At 44.4% G+C, this 15774-nt stretch carries 14 protein-coding genes; all 14 read left to right on the forward strand.

The features are described 5' to 3' along the window. Window positions 1–50: 50 nt before the first annotated feature. The 14 genes from CJ263_RS12375 to CJ263_RS12440 all read left to right on the forward strand — a co-directional run bounded on the left by CJ263_RS12375 (window position 51) and on the right by CJ263_RS12440 (window position 15764). Window positions 51–845, forward strand: coding sequence for a M23 family metallopeptidase (locus CJ263_RS12375; RefSeq protein ID WP_094997560.1), 795 nt, complete (start codon window positions 51–53; stop codon window positions 843–845). Between the two features lie 10 nt (window positions 846–855). After that, window positions 856–2115 (forward strand): hypothetical protein, encoded by a 1260-nt coding sequence (locus tag CJ263_RS12380; protein ID WP_094997561.1) that lies wholly within the window; start codon window positions 856–858, stop codon window positions 2113–2115. 3 nt (window positions 2116–2118) lie between these two features. Then, complete coding sequence (locus CJ263_RS12385) at window positions 2119–2433, forward strand: hypothetical protein (RefSeq protein ID WP_094997562.1); 315 nt, start codon at window positions 2119–2121, stop codon at window positions 2431–2433. Window positions 2434–2445: 12 nt separating this feature from the next. Next, window positions 2446–2811: a hypothetical protein gene (locus CJ263_RS12390; protein WP_094997563.1), complete on the forward strand. Its 366-nt coding sequence runs from the start codon at window positions 2446–2448 to the stop codon at window positions 2809–2811. A 6-nt stretch (window positions 2812–2817) separates the two neighbouring features. After that, on the forward strand, window positions 2818–7833 hold the full coding sequence (locus CJ263_RS12395) for a helicase-related protein (protein ID WP_094997564.1): 5016 nt from the start codon (window positions 2818–2820) through the stop codon (window positions 7831–7833). A 376-nt stretch (window positions 7834–8209) separates the two neighbouring features. Next, window positions 8210–8911, forward strand: a complete 702-nt coding sequence (locus CJ263_RS12400; RefSeq protein WP_094997565.1) for an AsnC family protein — start codon at window positions 8210–8212, stop codon at window positions 8909–8911. Window positions 8912–8916: 5 nt separating this feature from the next. Further along, window positions 8917–9747 (forward strand): serine/threonine protein kinase, encoded by an 831-nt coding sequence (locus CJ263_RS12405; RefSeq protein ID WP_094997566.1) that lies wholly within the window; start codon window positions 8917–8919, stop codon window positions 9745–9747. After that, the gene (locus CJ263_RS12410) at window positions 9748–10947 is read left to right on the forward strand and encodes a hypothetical protein (RefSeq protein ID WP_094997567.1); all 1200 of its coding nucleotides are present in this window, start codon (window positions 9748–9750) and stop codon (window positions 10945–10947) included. It begins immediately after the preceding gene. Between the two features lie 319 nt (window positions 10948–11266). Continuing rightward, on the forward strand, window positions 11267–11752 hold the full coding sequence (locus CJ263_RS12415; protein ID WP_094997568.1) for a hypothetical protein: 486 nt from the start codon (window positions 11267–11269) through the stop codon (window positions 11750–11752). 12 nt (window positions 11753–11764) lie between these two features. After that, a complete protein-coding gene (locus tag CJ263_RS12420; protein ID WP_094997569.1) occupies window positions 11765–11980 on the forward strand; it encodes a PRTRC system protein C in 216 nt (71 codons plus the stop codon). A gap of 2 nt (window positions 11981–11982) precedes the next feature. Next, on the forward strand, window positions 11983–13026 hold the full coding sequence (locus CJ263_RS12425; RefSeq protein ID WP_094997570.1) for a hypothetical protein: 1044 nt from the start codon (window positions 11983–11985) through the stop codon (window positions 13024–13026). After that, entirely contained in the window at window positions 13026–13736 is a 711-nt protein-coding gene (locus CJ263_RS12430; protein WP_094997571.1) for a hypothetical protein, read from the forward strand. The genes CJ263_RS12425 and CJ263_RS12430 overlap by 1 nt, the downstream gene beginning before the upstream one ends. Further along, the gene (locus tag CJ263_RS12435; RefSeq protein WP_158657149.1) at window positions 13726–14526 is read left to right on the forward strand and encodes a PRTRC system ThiF family protein; all 801 of its coding nucleotides are present in this window, start codon (window positions 13726–13728) and stop codon (window positions 14524–14526) included. The genes CJ263_RS12430 and CJ263_RS12435 overlap by 11 nt, the downstream gene beginning before the upstream one ends. 635 nt (window positions 14527–15161) lie before the next feature. Continuing rightward, entirely contained in the window at window positions 15162–15764 is a 603-nt protein-coding gene (locus CJ263_RS12440) for an AbiEi antitoxin N-terminal domain-containing protein (protein WP_094997573.1), read from the forward strand. The last annotated feature ends 10 nt before the right edge of the window (window positions 15765–15774 follow it).

Below are 15774 nucleotides of genomic sequence, written 5' to 3' on the forward strand. Positions count from 1 at the left end.
AAATTTGTAACAATCAAAATTTTGTCAAGATTCTTCGCAATAAATTCGTTATGAGCACATGGAAGAACATTAAAAAATCTTCGATCGGTTGGATAAAGGGATACGCCCAAAAAGTGGGCGGCATCACCAATTCCACGGATAGCGGTCATTTTACCCCACAGAACAGCAGTTACTGGATTTTTGTCGGGGTGTTCTTTCTTTGTATCGCCGCCAATCGATTTTTTTACAATAATCCCCAAAATACCAAAGACCTTGGAAAGCTAACAAGGCAAATAAAGAAACCCATGACCGAGGAATCAAGGGAAGACCTGATCTATCAACGGCTCAACGAATTATTGCACGACTTGGAAAATTTCGAGCAAATGGACCGGTTAAAACCGTTTTTGCCCTTGCGCCCGGAAATCTTGGACAGTGTGCCCTCGACGGTTCCCCTGTTCCGGGAGCACTATGTTCTCTCAAGTTCCTATGGAAACCGGCACCATCCCATCCATCGGGTCACAAGGAAACATTTTGGGGTCGATTTGGCGGCGGAAAAGGATACCCCGATCTATTGTACCGCTGCCGGAAGGGTGGCCCATATCGAAAATGATCCCAACGGGCATGGCCTGCACGTTATCATTTCACATGCCTATGGTTTCAGTACCCTATACGGGCATATGGAATCCGTGGCGGTCGAACTCGGGGAAGCACTCGATGCCCACGATTTTATCGGAACCGTTGGGAGTACGGGGATTTCCACTGGGACACATCTGCATTACGAGGTCATTAAGGACGGAAACAGAATAAATCCAGCACCTTCCTTCAATATGAAATATGAGGTGTATTCCAATTTAAAAATCGATTGAAACGATAGCCATGAAATCGTACCGTACTATTCGCAATTTCGTTAAACTCTTCCACAGGGTCAAAAATTTGGTGTCTCAATTTTTGGATCCCGACTTCAGTACATTTAAAGAATTTGAATTTAAGGCCGTTCCGACCGATCAATTGAACGATCTCAGAAAACTGCGATATGTACGCGATCTCAAATTGGCCGAATCGGGTTTTATCAATACGGCACTGAAAGAGCAATTGGCCCTTTTAAAAAGTGAAAACCGGCTGTTCCAAAAAGACCGGAATATAACCCCCGTTGGTCGGATTTCCATCCATGAAAACGAAAATAAGTTGATGAAACTATTATTGGGATATCATAAGATAGAAAATAGGACTTATATATCCTTTACCCATGTGAACAATTGTCCGGTCTGGCACAACAATACCATTTCGCTACTAAAGGAAAGGGTTCAACACCTGTATCCTTCCAGATCCGATCATTTGTTTATGAAGCACAGGTATTTCCAAAGGGATGTCGACCATTTGGATATGCAGACCAAAAACAGGCTGCTCCACCTTTTCAACGATACTTTACGAAATATGTACTCGTACAATCGGCATCTGCAAAATGGCATCCGGCCTATGGTGCCCCCGGTCGGTAAACTACCGAAATTATCCAAAACATTGCCTATTCAGGTCGAACAAGGTTTGGATGGACTTTTCGTTCCTGCAACCCTAGGAAAAAACGTTGTCGTACTGGTGCCCTATCTAAAAGTCGCCAATGAAAAAAATCGCCTATATCTCTCGGTAGGCGAATTCCGCACATTACTTGGACAAAAATCAATAACCTTTTTGGCCGAGACCAAATACGGCGTTTCCCTAGGCATTCATGGGAACAGATTATTCCTAAAGGCTACGGACAGTGTGGGAGGTATCGATGTTTTAAAGCAATGGACATTGCTGGATGATTTTTTGGAATCCAAAAACGTCCCGAAACGGTTAAAGTACGAGGTCGTCAAAAACCTTATTGAGAAGAAGGACTATCTCATAGATGTGGACAAGATTCCCTTGCGGCAGACCAACGATACCCTACTGCTAAAAAAGCATTACGGTTCGGGCAAAACCTACTTTGCATTGTCGAAAAACGGCAAGAAACCAGAACTCAAGGAATATAGGCCCATTGCCAATCTAAAAAGTAAACATCCCGAATACTACCATAGCTATAGGGAATATATGAACCGTACCAATGTCTTGGAACCATTGGGGACAAAGAAAAAAAGACAAATTAAAATTTCCATTTGAACCATGCTTTTTGAGATAACGATTTTGGACACAAATGGCCGTCCCTTACTACGGGATGCTTTCCTTATGGAAAGTATTACCACATTGATGGATTTTACCTCAGAAGTATTAAAACCATTGAGCCAAAGCACCGAGAAAAAGGCCTTTGAGCTTTTCATCCGCTGCGAAAAGGGTCGACACGTTTTCCATCGCTTCGATTCACTTGACGGCGTGATACTGTTCAAGAACGCCTTGTACGAACACCTTATCGAATTGAACGAAACTCCAAATCGAAACATTGAAAGCACAATTGATTTTATACTGTCAAACAAACCTTAAAAAATACAATCCATGACACAGGAAGAACTCTTACTTACTTCGGAAACCCAAAGGTTCCGAACTGAACATCCGGAAACGATCAAGGACTGGGAGCGCCAGCTTGCCAATGGGGAATGTGGTCCCGACCTTCATTTTTGTTTTTACGCGTTGGAGGCTTATCCGAACCTGACCGCCCGTTTGGATGCTGCGGAATACCGTTTTGATTTTGCCATCAATGCCTATATCCTGCACGCCAAATTACAGGGGCAGTTTCTTGAGGACGGCCACATTGGGCCCCTTGCGCTGGAGCATGCCAATGAAGCCCTGTCGGATATCTATCGGGCCTTGAACGAAAAAGACCCCGAGGGAAAGGCGGCCATCCTGAAATCGCTTCAATAATTCGGGATGAAACAGGAACATTTGGCTCAGATCGTTGCCTTGATAAAGGCATCGAATCCCAAAAACTATTATATCAACAATTCCGGACTTGCCAAGTTGGGGGAGCTGTTGTTCTATCCTGCATCTGGGAAGGAAAAACAGGGGCAACAATTGCTGCAAACCCTTGAACAGGCCTTCCCGGAGACCTTCAGGGGAATTCTGGCTTCGTTGCGGCGGTACCATCTGACCAGTTACTATACCCCCAAGACCCTTATCGAATATAAAATCGGTCTTCTAAAAAAGAACGGGTTCGAACCCAAGACCATACTGGAGCCCTCGGCGGGCAATGGGGCCTATGTGCAGGAATTGAAAAAGGCGTTTCCCGAAGCCCAAATCACGGCTTTGGAACCCGATATCCTATCGTTTGAAATCCTTAAGGCCAATAACCAAAAAGACGACCGTGTAACCGTACTGAACACCACTTTTGAGGATTTTTTTCTGGATCAAGGGGAAAAGACCCGTTTCGATCTGGTCATGACCAATATCCCTTTTGGGGACATTCCCATCACCAAGGCCTATCGACACGATTACCTGACGGAAGGTCCGCTCAAGAATGTGGGCAATTATTTTAATTTTTATGCCCCAAAGATGGTACGCCATGGGGGAATCACGGCCTTGGTTACCTCTTCCGCCTTTGCCGAGCGAAGTGCCTACAATGATTTTAGGGAGTCTATATTATTGGATAACGACTTGCTCCTGGCCAACCGTTTCAACACGGACTTGTTCACCAACGAGGGCACCAAGGTCGTATCCGATCTATTGTTGTACCGTAGGACTTCCAACAAAAAAACGCTGTCCGCCGACGAAATGGATTTTGCGGAAACCGAAGCCGTTGAACTGGAAGGTCAATCCTTTCTGACCAATCGTTTTTTCAAGAACAATCCGGGAAATGTTCACGGTACGCCCAAGCTCGGCTTTTTCCACAACAGGCCAAGCATTATTGTTGAACCTAACGAAATATCCCTGTCGAATTTTCTGGAAGGACAATCCGATGGTTTCAAGTTCGAGGTCGGTCAGGCACCTTTAGATATACCGAAAAAACCGGAACCCTTGCCAAAGGAGGCCATAGCCGAGGAACAAACGGCAGCACCACCAACGCCTCCTATCGTCGATACGGTTTTACCTCCGATTGCCTTGCACGATAAAGAAGCCAAACAATACTCCCGATTGTTTTTTGGTACCTACAATTTTAACAAGAAGGGCGAAGTTTTGTTTTACACCGACCCACAGCGCACAAGAAAGGTACCCCATAAAATCAGGGAATTGGTGGCGGACTATGCCCGTATGCGGAACGAGCTCGTACTGCTCAACCTCAATATCGAAAAAAGGGAACTTCCGGAGCAAGAAGTTGCCCGACGCTTCCAGGACTTGGACTACCAATTGGACACCTTCCATTTTAAGTGGGGATTCCTAAAGGGGCATCTCATATTTCTGAAGGACGACCATTATTTCGAGCAGGTCCGCCAACAGTTTGAGAAAAAGGAGGATGGAAAGGGCTATGGCAAAAATCCGTCGTTCACCTTGAAACGATTTCTAAAGGCTCCCCGCGCCAAAACCAAACCCGATGAAACCGCTTCTGCTGAAATTGGCACAGATACATCCGACTCAAAGGAACCCAGATTCGAGAATCCCGAACAAATGGCGCGCTACCAATTTGACCATAACGGACAGCTCGATATAGCAGCCATCACAAGAGCCTTTAAGACCAACGAAAAGGAACTGTTGCTGAACGGGCTGGAAACCCGCTCCCTTTTTCTAGAGCCCGATAGGGAATCCGAAACGGGCTATGCAGTGGTGCCCTATTTCCTATTTTCGAGTGGCTATATCCAGGATAAGATCGAGTATGTCGGGAACCATCCTCCACCATTCGAAATCGAAACGGAAAAAATGGAACGGGCATTGACGGAACTGCTTCCCGCAAAGTTGGACCTGGACGATATCGAGTTCAATTTCGAAAGCCATTTTATTCCTATTTCCGCAAAAGAGTCCTTTTTGGAGGAACTCATAGGCGAGAAGGTACAGATCAATATGGCGCAGTTCAACTCCACCTTGACCTTGATGTTCCCAAGGGACTTTAACCAAGAGGCCCACGAACGCTTCAGTGTGGTGCTCCACCATGAGGTCAAGGCGAACTATAAACGGATATTGCAACATTTCGCGGAAAATAGGTATCCGGTCATTTTCACTTCGTACAAGGACCGATCGGGAAAGACCATTAGGAAATTGGACAAGGATGCCACCTTGATGGCCCAAAATCTTTACGAGGAGCTGCAGCTCCACTTCAAGTCCTTTATCGAAGGGCGGCAAGAGTTGAAGGCCACCATTGAGAACAACTATTACCAGGCCTTTTTGGCCGATGTCAATATCACGGTGCCCAAGGGATGGCTCACCTTTCCCGATACCTTGGTCTACCCGCCCTACCAACATCAGATTGACTCCACCCTCTTCGGTCTTACTAGGGGTAGTGCCCTGAACGATCATCAGGTCGGCAAGGGCAAGACCCTCTCCATGGCCATGCTGGCCCATAAACTGAAACAGCACGGGAAGAGCAGGAGAACCCTGCTACTGACCTTAAAAAGCGTGGCTCCCCAGATCGAGGCCGAGATCAGGGCCAATTTTCCCCAACTGAACATCCTCCGATTGAGTTCCAAGAACATGGCCAAGGGCAAAAGGGCCAAGACCTTGAAAACGATTAAAAACCACAGGGCCATTGACCTGATCATCGCCGAGCACGGCCACTTAAAGCAGATTCCCAAATCAAGGCAGTTCGTCCTGGATATCCTCGGCGAAAAAATAGATATGATCGAACAGGACCTACAAACGGCAAGGGAATATGGAAATATCAAGGAATCCAAGAAACTGATCAAGGGCCTGATCAAAAGGAAGGAGCATTTGGAGGACAAGCTACAGACGACCTTAAAAAAATTGGAGGAACGGTCCGGGGAAACGGAAACGACCCTGACCGATTTGGGCATCGAGGCCCTGATGATCGACGAGGCCCATTATTTCAAAAATATCGGTTTCACGACCCGGCACCAGAATGTATCCGGTCTCAACAACCATTCGGACAGTCAAAGGAACCTGGACCTCGAAATCAGTATAAAGTCCATCCATCACCGCATGGGTGCCGATAAAAATATCTTTTTTTATAGTGGTACCCCTTTGAAAAACTCGGTCACCGAACTGTATGCCTACCAGCGCTACCTTACCCCTGCGGCACTGAAGCGCAAGAACATCTTCAATTTCGATGCCTGGGCCTCGATTTTCCTGAAGCAGAGCGTTAGCATCGAACCGAATATTTTTGGCGATCCGAGGATGCACGCTCGATTTCGGTACTACACCAACCTGCCCGAACTGAGCAAGATGTATAACTCCTTTACCCATATCTGCAGGGACAAACATTTCAGGACCCATGACCTTGAGGTGGACAGGGAATTTATCATTTTGGAATCGACACCGGCCTATGAAGAGCTCAAACAGGCCTCGCTCAGGTTTACCAAGGACCGTAACCAAAATGCCCTGTTCAAGGTTCCCATTTACAACGAGGACCAAATGAAGTCCGCACACATAACAGCACTCAATATCAACCGCTCCCTTTTGATCGACCCTTTGGCAAAGGACAATCTCGCCATCGAATTTTCGGAACTCGATCAGTTCAAACTTCAACGCCTGTGCCAGGATGTTGTGGGGCTTTATAAAAAAACATCGGAACACAAAGGGGTATGCCTAGTGTTCTCCGACCTGAACGTTTGGAAACCGGGACAATACAACTCCTATGAAACGGTCCGCAAAATCCTCCGGGAAGACTATGGGATTCCCGCAAATGAAATTGCCCTGGCCCAAGAGGAAAAGGCGAGGAACAGAACAGATCGTATGCAGGAAAGGATACGAAAGGGCGAGATTAGGGTAGCCCTCGGCAGTACACAGGTATTGGGTACGGGCACGAACATTCAAAAACGGGTCGTGGGCATCTTCCATATGGACATTCCCTATTCCCCCGATGCCTTCGACCAACGGGCCGGACGGGGCTTGCGCAAGGGAAATGAAGTGGCCCAAATCTACGGCAATTCGGTGGTGGAGCGATTCTACGGCATCAAGGACTCCACGGACATCTTTTCCTATTCGTTGAATACCCATAAAGAAAGATTCCGGGAACAAATCAGGGAGGCCGATCCGAACAAGCGCATTTATGACGACCTCGTTCCCGATGACAAGAGCCTGTCCTATGAACAGATGCAGGCCGCGTTGATTGGGGATATGGACCAGTTTCAACTCGTCAAGCTTTCGGATGACCTAAAGTTTCTACAATCGCAAAAGCGGTTGCACGAGCTCAACAAGGCCAATTCCTTCAAAGCCATCGAGCGCATCGAAAAGGAAAACAAACATATTGTTTCCCAAGTGGCCGATTTGGAGAGGGCGCAAAATACGATCAGCCAGCTGAACCTGCCCATGGATGAAATCGAACCCGAGGACATGGGCCAGTTGCAAAGAAGTTTGCTAGGTCTCGTTTCGGGTTCCGAACTCGAATCGAGTGTCCATAACATAAGGGAACCCAAAACATTTTTCAAAGGATTGGGCCTGGCGATGGTCGAACGGTCGAATTTGAACCTGAACATACAAAAGCACAAGCAAGTTGCCCGCTTGCAAACCCTGAACGCCAATTTGGTCTTTCAAGCGGAATATGTTCCCTCAAACCACAATTATCTCTATTGCTATCGGCTAGAGTTCAGGAATATCCACATCGCTGGCAGAAAACAGCAACGGTTCGATCCGGAAAAAGTGGCCCTGCAACTCGTCAAGCTATGTCAAAAGGTAAAACGGGAAATCAGCTCCAAGAAATTCGATCTGGACTATAACCTGCGTTCGATGGAAACCCATAAAAAGAAAACGGCTATTGGCTTCCCTCCGGAAAAAACGGCCAAGATGCAGGTATTAAGACAGGATATCAAAGAGCTCAAACGAAAAAGGGCAGTCAAAGTCTAACCACGGCAAAGACTATTTCGTAAATTCCAATTTAGAATGTAAACACACCTAAAGTGAGATATAGCCACACTACCTTATAAATAAGTAGTTGAATGTTGACAGTTAGCCCCTTTAAAATGGATATTTCTTAGGCAATAGCTATGCGGTTGTTTTAAAAAGCAACTTACAGAGATTCCTGAGATTGTGAAGTTCAAATTAAATTGGAGTTGTTTGTCCGGCATATAATAGGGAGAAATTTCATTTAACCCTTTCAGAACCTATTATTAGCACTTTCTTTGAAAACAAAGAGCGATAAACTCTTTATTTTTATTATCCTGTTCAAATACAAAAAAGGAATTATCTTTAGGTTGTTATCTTTGTTCAAAACAAAATTTATATGCTCAATAACTTGCAATTTAACTTTAGGAAAGAAAAAGAAGGCCCTGAAAATGACTTGGTCAATACTTTTCTAAATCAATACACTCACAACTTTGAGAAGAAAAATTACAAGTTTAAAATATTGAAGGAAGTTTATGCTGAGACAGGAATCCCAGATATTCTGATTGTGGTATGGGAAGATGTTAATAAAAGTGATTGGTCGCCAAAGCGAAACAAACTCGATAAAACAGACATTAAAATCCTGCACCATATTTCTTCAAATGGTAAAAGAGGTATCCGTTTTAAAAGAATACTTCAACAACTTGGGTACTCCGAAAAATCCGCTCAGAAATCCCTTAAAAAGCTGGTGCAAGCAGAGCTTATATTCTTTAACGGAATGACTGCCAGAATAAAGGATTTTGAAAATTCCTTTTTTGTACGTGAAATCATTTCCATCGAAGCTAAAATGAGTGATTGGAAGAATGCGTTTAAGCAAGCACAGTTAAATGAAAACTTTTCCTCACATTCTTATGTGTTGCTTCCTGATAAAACCATAACCGAGAATGTAGTGTCTTCGATCAATGGCAACCTTGGAATTTTATCTCAAAGTGAAGACGGCGCAAAATTGAAGGTAAGGGCAAAAAAAGCCAAACTACCTGGGTCTTATTTCTCTTGGATTATCAATGAATATATAGGCCGTCAATTGGCATCAGCTTTGTAAGTTTTATGATAGAAGAATTAAAGGATTTAAATCTAATCAAAAAAGGGGGGCAAAAGGAAGTTTTCCAAGGTACACATGATGAACATGGTCAAATCGTATTCAAGAAAGTTTTTCCAAATTCTGACAGTTTAGAGCGAACAAAAAGGGAAATAAGAGCGGTATCCGTACTAGACGAATCTCCGAATATACCTAGAATCATCGCTCATAATTGCGAAGAAGCTGACCCAGAATTTATTTGGATTGTCGAAGAGTACATTTCAGGGCAAAATCTAAGGGACGCCATAAATGACGGCAGAAAGTTCCTAATAAATGATATTGTTCGGTTTTTGGACACTATGCTCGAAATAGCTGTTCATTCCGAAAACAAACAACTGGTGCATAGGGATATTAAACCAGAGAATATTATCCTCGACGATGATGACAACTTTTGGCTTCTTGATTTTGGAATAGCAAGACACCTTGATCTAGAATCCATAACCAAGTCTGATGACCCCTTTGGCCTATTTACAGTGGGTTACGCATCCTCAGAACAATTTAGAAACTATAAAAAAGATATTGATATACGCGCAGACCTTTTTTCAATAGGGGTGGTTTGTTATGAATTGTTAAGGGGGCAAAATTTTTATATGGTCGATGTCGATAATGATATTTTTAAGGTTCTTAGAAAACTGGAGAATATATCTTTACCGCCTCTGAGAATAGAAGGCGATGGACAATTCCAACTCTCTACCTTTATTAGTCTTTTAGGAGACCATCGAAGAAATAGAAGGCCGAATACGGCTAATGAGGCAAAAATTGTTTTTGACACTTTAAAGGAAACACTTACTTTAAATTAAATGGAACTATACCTTCAATTTGGATATGGAATGATGGCGCATTGCAAGCACCTTATTAAGAACTGGCAATCAGGCACTGTAATTTTGAGTCCAAGGGATCAAGACATAGATCAAATGAACGGTTTTGTTCCGGACATACATAAACTAGGTGGTCAAGTTGTCTTTGATCCTCAATTTTATGTGCCGCACGCTGACCATGGAAGATTGACATCCCATTCGTTTTGGCCATCGGATTATTCAACAGCTCTTTTTAATTCGGTCGACGTCAGAAGAATGCTCGCAGTATTAAGGGACGAGTATAATAGCCCTTATGAAACGCCATTTTTCATCCTACCGGGAAGCAGAAGCTCTGAAATCAATGATAATTGGTATAACTACCATACTTTAATTATCAATGAAGCACAGAATTTAAATGTTCATGAAAACATTTATTTCACTTTGTGTTTATCTCAAGAAGCTATGAATTCTGAGGAGGCAATTCACGATGTTTTAGAATATATGGATACTTGGAATGTGCAAGGCTGCTATGTGGTACCAGAACCATCTAACAATCGCTATTTGGTTGACAACCCAAATTGGCTTGTCAATCTAATGGATTTAACCGCAGGTTTAAAACTTCAAGGTAAACAGGTTGTTGTTGGCTACGCCAATCATCAAATGCTCAATTTGGCACTTACGAAAACCGATGCAATAGCATCCGGAAATTGGCTCAATGTTAGGAGCTTTAATGCCAATAAGTTCAACAATCCGGAGGATTCTGTTAGTAGGAGGTCAACATGGTACTATTGTCCTCAGAGCCTATCGGAATATCAAATACCGTTTTTAGATATTGCGAGACGTTTGGGTATTTTGAGTGATTTAAGAACGGATACAGAAAACCTTTCTGGTTATGCCGATATTCTCTTTTCTGGTGCGCAACCAACAACTGTCAAATATGGCGACCGAGAGTCTTTCCGGCACTATCTACAATGTTTACGAATGCAAGCCCAAAATAGCGTGAAAGAATCTTATATTGAGACTAAGGAATCCATTAAATTAAGACTGGAAGGAGCCGATAGACTTACCAAATATTTTAATGACAATGGAATACGAGGAAAAGACAGGGATTTTTCGGATGTTGTAGACTCCAACCTTTCTGCTTTAAATGTTTTTCACAGATTAAGAGGAATGGTCTTAAGTCACAAATGGGATTCTATTTAAATTTCCTATGGATTTATACATCTCAGTTATCAACTACGAAAAGCGCATGAATTAACGAAAGCCCTACTTCGTATGCAACACAGCCTGCCATAGATACCGTAAACTACTTCCGCAAAAATTTTTACGGTTACCTAAAGTCCATCCAAAAATTTGCAATGATTCCCGCCCGCCTCCAATAAGCGGACACCGGTTCCAACGCCCCTTCGGGGCGTATTTTGTGGTGAGGGGAAGAAGAAGTCGATTGTGGTTTAAATCCTTAATTTTCAATGATTAGAAGATTCTTGAGGGTATCTTGTAACAACAATTAAAAGCAAAATCTATGGAAACATTCTTTAAATCTTTGGGCAAGACGGGCATCGGGCAATTCTCCATATCGGTCTCCTTTCACGGTACGGACTGTGCGGTCTCGCTACTCCCAAAGGCATCGGAGGGGGATAACGCCCTAAAAGCGATACGGCCCTTCACGCTCAAGGGCAGCATCGAGGAAATCGATACCGTCTTTTTGGAACGGTTGGGGAAACCCATGCAGGAAACAAAAGTCCTGTTCGACAATGCCAACGGCTATCTCAGTAACCTGAAAAAGGCCGAGGAAAAGACCAAAATGGCGAACGACCGCAAGGAGAAAAAGAAAAAGGCGCTGTCCGACCTAAAGGAACTGGTGAAGGACAAGAACTTTAACCCAATGGCTGAACACAGGAAGGCCGTGAATCTGGCCAACAAAGTACTGGAACTCGATGAAAACGACGCTTTGGCAAAAAAGACCATCGAGGATATGAAAGCCTATCAACAACCCACCTTTTTTTAACCCACAAGCATTATGGAAGTATTAGGATTGGAACGAAAATTTATGATAAAAAACGTCTCGGGGGAATCCGTCTTGGACGACATCGACCTGAATTGGACACCGGAGCGGATCAAAGATCACTATGCCTCGGTGTATCCCGAACTGACCAACGCCAAGATCGTGGATAACGGCATTGTCGACGGGCGTCATGAAATTATGTTCAAGACCATAGCGGGAACCAAAGGATAGCGATGAATGAAAAAGAAGCACATACCATCAAAAAGGGAACTGTCGCACTTCCACAAGGCCTTGTTCGGCATTCTGGATTCACGGACAAAGCCATCATCGGGAACCCGAAGAGCCAAACACGTCCAACAAGGGGATCGTTTTTTTCTGACCTGACCATTCCGATCTTGCCTCGATTCGAGGTATTCGACGGTGGGGACGAAAATCGATGGGACATGCTAGGCACCCTGACGAAAAATGCATTGGATACGCTTACGGGCAAGGCATCCGCCTTGACGGAAGGGAGGCCTGAAATGCGGTTCTTCGGACAATTGCAACGATTGCACATGGAAATTCCCGATGCACTGGTAAAGGAGGTATGTACACAAGAGGGAAATGATGGCATCCTTGTCATGAAACCCGTTTTTGAGGCACACCATATTTGGGCGATTCCAATGGCCCCCATATTTTCGCTGCGAATCCGCAGTCCAAAATTGTTCGCTAGCCTGCTGTCCTTTGTGCATTCATTGCCCTTTGACAATGTATTCAAGCGGATGGGCTACCTCTTGGAATGCTTGTTCGAATGGTCGTTGGGGGTTTCGGAATCCGAATCCGACCCCGAGACAGACTGTTGTGCCGAGGGGCCATGCGTCCTGTGCTTTATCGAGGCCCATGCTTCCGATTATGCGGAGTACGAGGATTTCGATTGGCTGGCCTGTATGCGTGGCTACCGTCCAAAGAACACCTTGTTCAAAATGATACGGGATTTGCTTTTGGAAGCCCCTATCATTGATTTCAATGCCTTTGCCAACCTATGTTTTTTGGAAGATGACATGGATATGGAAGTGGACGACCTGATCGTCTTTTTGGATAGGGAGGATTCCCAATTGGAGAATGGCTATATCAACTTTGTAAACGAGATCGCACAGTACGGCTACTCCCATACCATCTACGACACATCCCTTACCCTTGGGAACGATATCAAACCCTTTGTAATGCGAGAGGAAGGGCAGGTAAATGCCGTTTTCAATTTTATGGATCTTTTGAACGAACTCTTAAAAAAACTCTGATGGAAGAATGCACCCTTCACAACCCGAAATTTCATTTTGAACCCAAAATAGCCATCATAGGTTATGAGGCCATAAACGGGTATTACGGACGGGACGAATGTTACTTTTCAAGGCATACCGTTCGAAATGGGAAATTGGGGGTAGGGTCCCCGCTTACCATGGATATGGTAAGGGACATGCTCAAATTGGTCGATGTGGACCAAAGTGAGTTTTCCTTTAAGGGCCGGTTGCCCAAACAGTTGCTCTATTTCAGGGACAAGGGGACGTTGCAGTTGGTCTGGTCTTGCGACCGAACCACGGAAAGGCTTCTTTTTAAGGAGCAATTGGACATACCTACGGGAACATATCCCATACCCAAATTGGTATTTTCCCTTTCGGGGGAATCGCTTTTCGTTTTTGCCATAACACGAAAAAAGCCGATCCATGACGGCACGGAACTCTACCATGCCCCTTTTATGAACGTCTATGCCTCTGGAAAGGTGTGCATGGGCGATGCGATGTTGCAATATCGCCATTTGGACTTTTATGAGGACATCATGGCCTTTGTGGAAAAGCAATTTTTCCTGTCCGTGTTTACCCATACAAACCACGACCATCTGCTCAACGGAAACTACACGGAGTTAATGCTCCAAATGCAGGGAATACAGAATTTCGAGGAGTCCCTTTTACTCGCGAACCACCAACTTTTACAGCATGTCTATGAAAACTGATTTTCACTACGCCCCGAATTATTTTTTCGCTCCCACACATCCCATTACCATTGCATTGGTCGGGGCAGGGGGCAACGGTTCCCTTATATTGGCACGTTTGTCAAGGCTCGACCATGCCTTGGTGCAGTTGGGGCATCCAGGCCTCTATGTGACCGTTTTCGACGGGGACTTGGTACAGCCCTCGAACGTGGGCCGACAGCTCTATGCCCCACAGGACGTTGGGGGCAACAAGGCCATTTGTGCCGTAACCAAGGTCAACCATACCTTCGGACTGCAATGGGATGCCGTTCCCGAACGGATAGGTGCGGACGATAAAAGATTGCACGCCAATTTGATCATTAGCTGTGTGGACGGTGCCGATTTTCGGTTGGAACTGGCAAAGGTTTTGGAACACCCACACTCAAGTTCCTATCCCTATGAGAACCAACATTATTGGTTGGATCTGGGCAACGGAAAATACTTTGGTCAGTATGTCCTCGGAAATCTGCAACACAATGATCGGCCTTCGAATGGGGAGGTGCAAAACCAAAAGTTATATCATATCGTTGATTTGTTCCCCGACCTATTGGCGATGGAAAAAGAGGTCGAACAGGGAATGGGATGTAGCTATGCGGACAAGTTGCAGGAACAATCGCTGTTCATCAATGATGCCCTGTCATCGATGGCCGTCCATTGCCTTTATGAACTACTAACGAACAAAAAAATCAAATATCACGGGGCATTCGTAAACCTTGAAACGGGCAGGACGAATCCGCTTCCCATAAAATCCAATATACATGCTATCGCTTGAAATTCTTTACGAAAAACTTCCCTTTTTGGGATTCATTATTTTTATATGGATTATTTTACAGGGAATTCTCAGGCTCAAACGTTTTTTGGGAATACCGTTTCTACTTTTTCTTTTCATCATGGTCGGCATTCCATTTATAAAAGATCTGGTATGGCTCTTCGGTGCAATGGAACTATCGGTCTGGGGATATTATATCGCTAAAAGATGGCCGAGGCCATATTCCTGATCTTACCATTGGAATGATCGTTCTTATTGGTTCGTCTTTTTCTCTCCCTCCCCATGGTTTCTGCGGGAATTGAAAACCCTCCACCTTCAAGCCTGACCGAGCGAGCACGCTGCGCTGGCTCGCATTCGGTCGTCTTTCCGGCTACTGATTTTCAACCCCCTCGAAACGGGATGCAAAAGTATGGAAGCCCCTATCGGGGTCCCATACCTTTGCGGAACGTGTTTTGTAGTTCCATTCGTATAAGATTTTTGTTCAATGTTTTTACCATCCATTTCTGTGTGTAAGATATTTGGCCGATTTTTTTAGGTAAACAAGTTGGAACGCAATTATGGTAGGAATAGAATAATTATCCCAAAAGTATTTTGTAACAAAAATTTACTAAATTTGTTACAGATAAGATGAATGTGTTATGCAGAGTGTTGAGTCCAAAATAAAAAAATCCATTTCCAAAAAGGAGCGGGGAGAATTAGTGTTCCCCGATGATTTTCGGGGATTAGGTTCATCTGAAGCTATACGGTTGGCCCTCCACAGGATTGAAAAAGAAGGTTATATAAAAAGAGTGGCCCAAGGAATCTATGTCCGTCCCAAGATAAGTAAATATGCGGGAGAGGTATTGCCAACGGCAGAGGAGATTGCCATGGCCATAGCCAAAAGGGACAAGATCAGGTTGGTACCTACCGGGGTATATGCTTTAAGTGCATTGGGGCTTAGCACACAGGTACCCATGAAACTTGTCTTTCTTACCGATGGAGCTCCCCGGGAAATAAAATTGGGGAAACGAAGCATAAAACTAAAGAAGACCACTCCCAAGAATTTATCGGCCAAGGGAGAGATAAGCAGACTTGTCATACAGGCCCTTCGCGAGATTGGAAAGGAACAAGTAACGGACGAGGAAGAATCTAAAATAATAGCCCTCTTGAAAAAAGAAGACCAAAAAGACCTGCTTCACGATATAGCACTGGCCCCGGCATGGATTCGGAAAATTATGGAAAAGAGCTTGGACAATGAATAAAAATGAATAA

The sequence above is a fragment of the Maribacter cobaltidurans genome (assembly GCF_002269385.1).
Classification (GTDB): domain Bacteria; phylum Bacteroidota; class Bacteroidia; order Flavobacteriales; family Flavobacteriaceae; genus Maribacter; species Maribacter cobaltidurans.

What these genes read in the sequence shown, in the direction of transcription:
- CJ263_RS12375 (WP_094997560.1), top strand. Translation starts at nt 51, where the DNA reads ATGAGCACATGGAAGAACATTAAAAAATCTTCGATCGGTTGGATAAAG.
- CJ263_RS12380 (WP_094997561.1), top strand. Translation starts at nt 856, where the DNA reads ATGAAATCGTACCGTACTATTCGCAATTTCGTTAAACTCTTCCACAGG.
- CJ263_RS12385 (WP_094997562.1), top strand. Translation starts at nt 2,119, where the DNA reads ATGCTTTTTGAGATAACGATTTTGGACACAAATGGCCGTCCCTTACTA.
- CJ263_RS12390 (WP_094997563.1), top strand. Translation starts at nt 2,446, where the DNA reads ATGACACAGGAAGAACTCTTACTTACTTCGGAAACCCAAAGGTTCCGA.
- CJ263_RS12395 (WP_094997564.1), top strand. Translation starts at nt 2,818, where the DNA reads ATGAAACAGGAACATTTGGCTCAGATCGTTGCCTTGATAAAGGCATCG.
- CJ263_RS12400 (WP_094997565.1), top strand. Translation starts at nt 8,210, where the DNA reads ATGCTCAATAACTTGCAATTTAACTTTAGGAAAGAAAAAGAAGGCCCT.
- CJ263_RS12405 (WP_094997566.1), top strand. Translation starts at nt 8,917, where the DNA reads ATGATAGAAGAATTAAAGGATTTAAATCTAATCAAAAAAGGGGGGCAA.
- CJ263_RS12410 (WP_094997567.1), top strand. Translation starts at nt 9,748, where the DNA reads ATGGAACTATACCTTCAATTTGGATATGGAATGATGGCGCATTGCAAG.
- CJ263_RS12415 (WP_094997568.1), top strand. Translation starts at nt 11,267, where the DNA reads ATGGAAACATTCTTTAAATCTTTGGGCAAGACGGGCATCGGGCAATTC.
- CJ263_RS12420 (WP_094997569.1), top strand. Translation starts at nt 11,765, where the DNA reads ATGGAAGTATTAGGATTGGAACGAAAATTTATGATAAAAAACGTCTCG.
- CJ263_RS12425 (WP_094997570.1), top strand. Translation starts at nt 11,983, where the DNA reads ATGAATGAAAAAGAAGCACATACCATCAAAAAGGGAACTGTCGCACTT.
- CJ263_RS12430 (WP_094997571.1), top strand. Translation starts at nt 13,026, where the DNA reads ATGGAAGAATGCACCCTTCACAACCCGAAATTTCATTTTGAACCCAAA.
- CJ263_RS12435 (WP_158657149.1), top strand. Translation starts at nt 13,726, where the DNA reads ATGAAAACTGATTTTCACTACGCCCCGAATTATTTTTTCGCTCCCACA.
- CJ263_RS12440 (WP_094997573.1), top strand. Translation starts at nt 15,162, where the DNA reads ATGCAGAGTGTTGAGTCCAAAATAAAAAAATCCATTTCCAAAAAGGAG.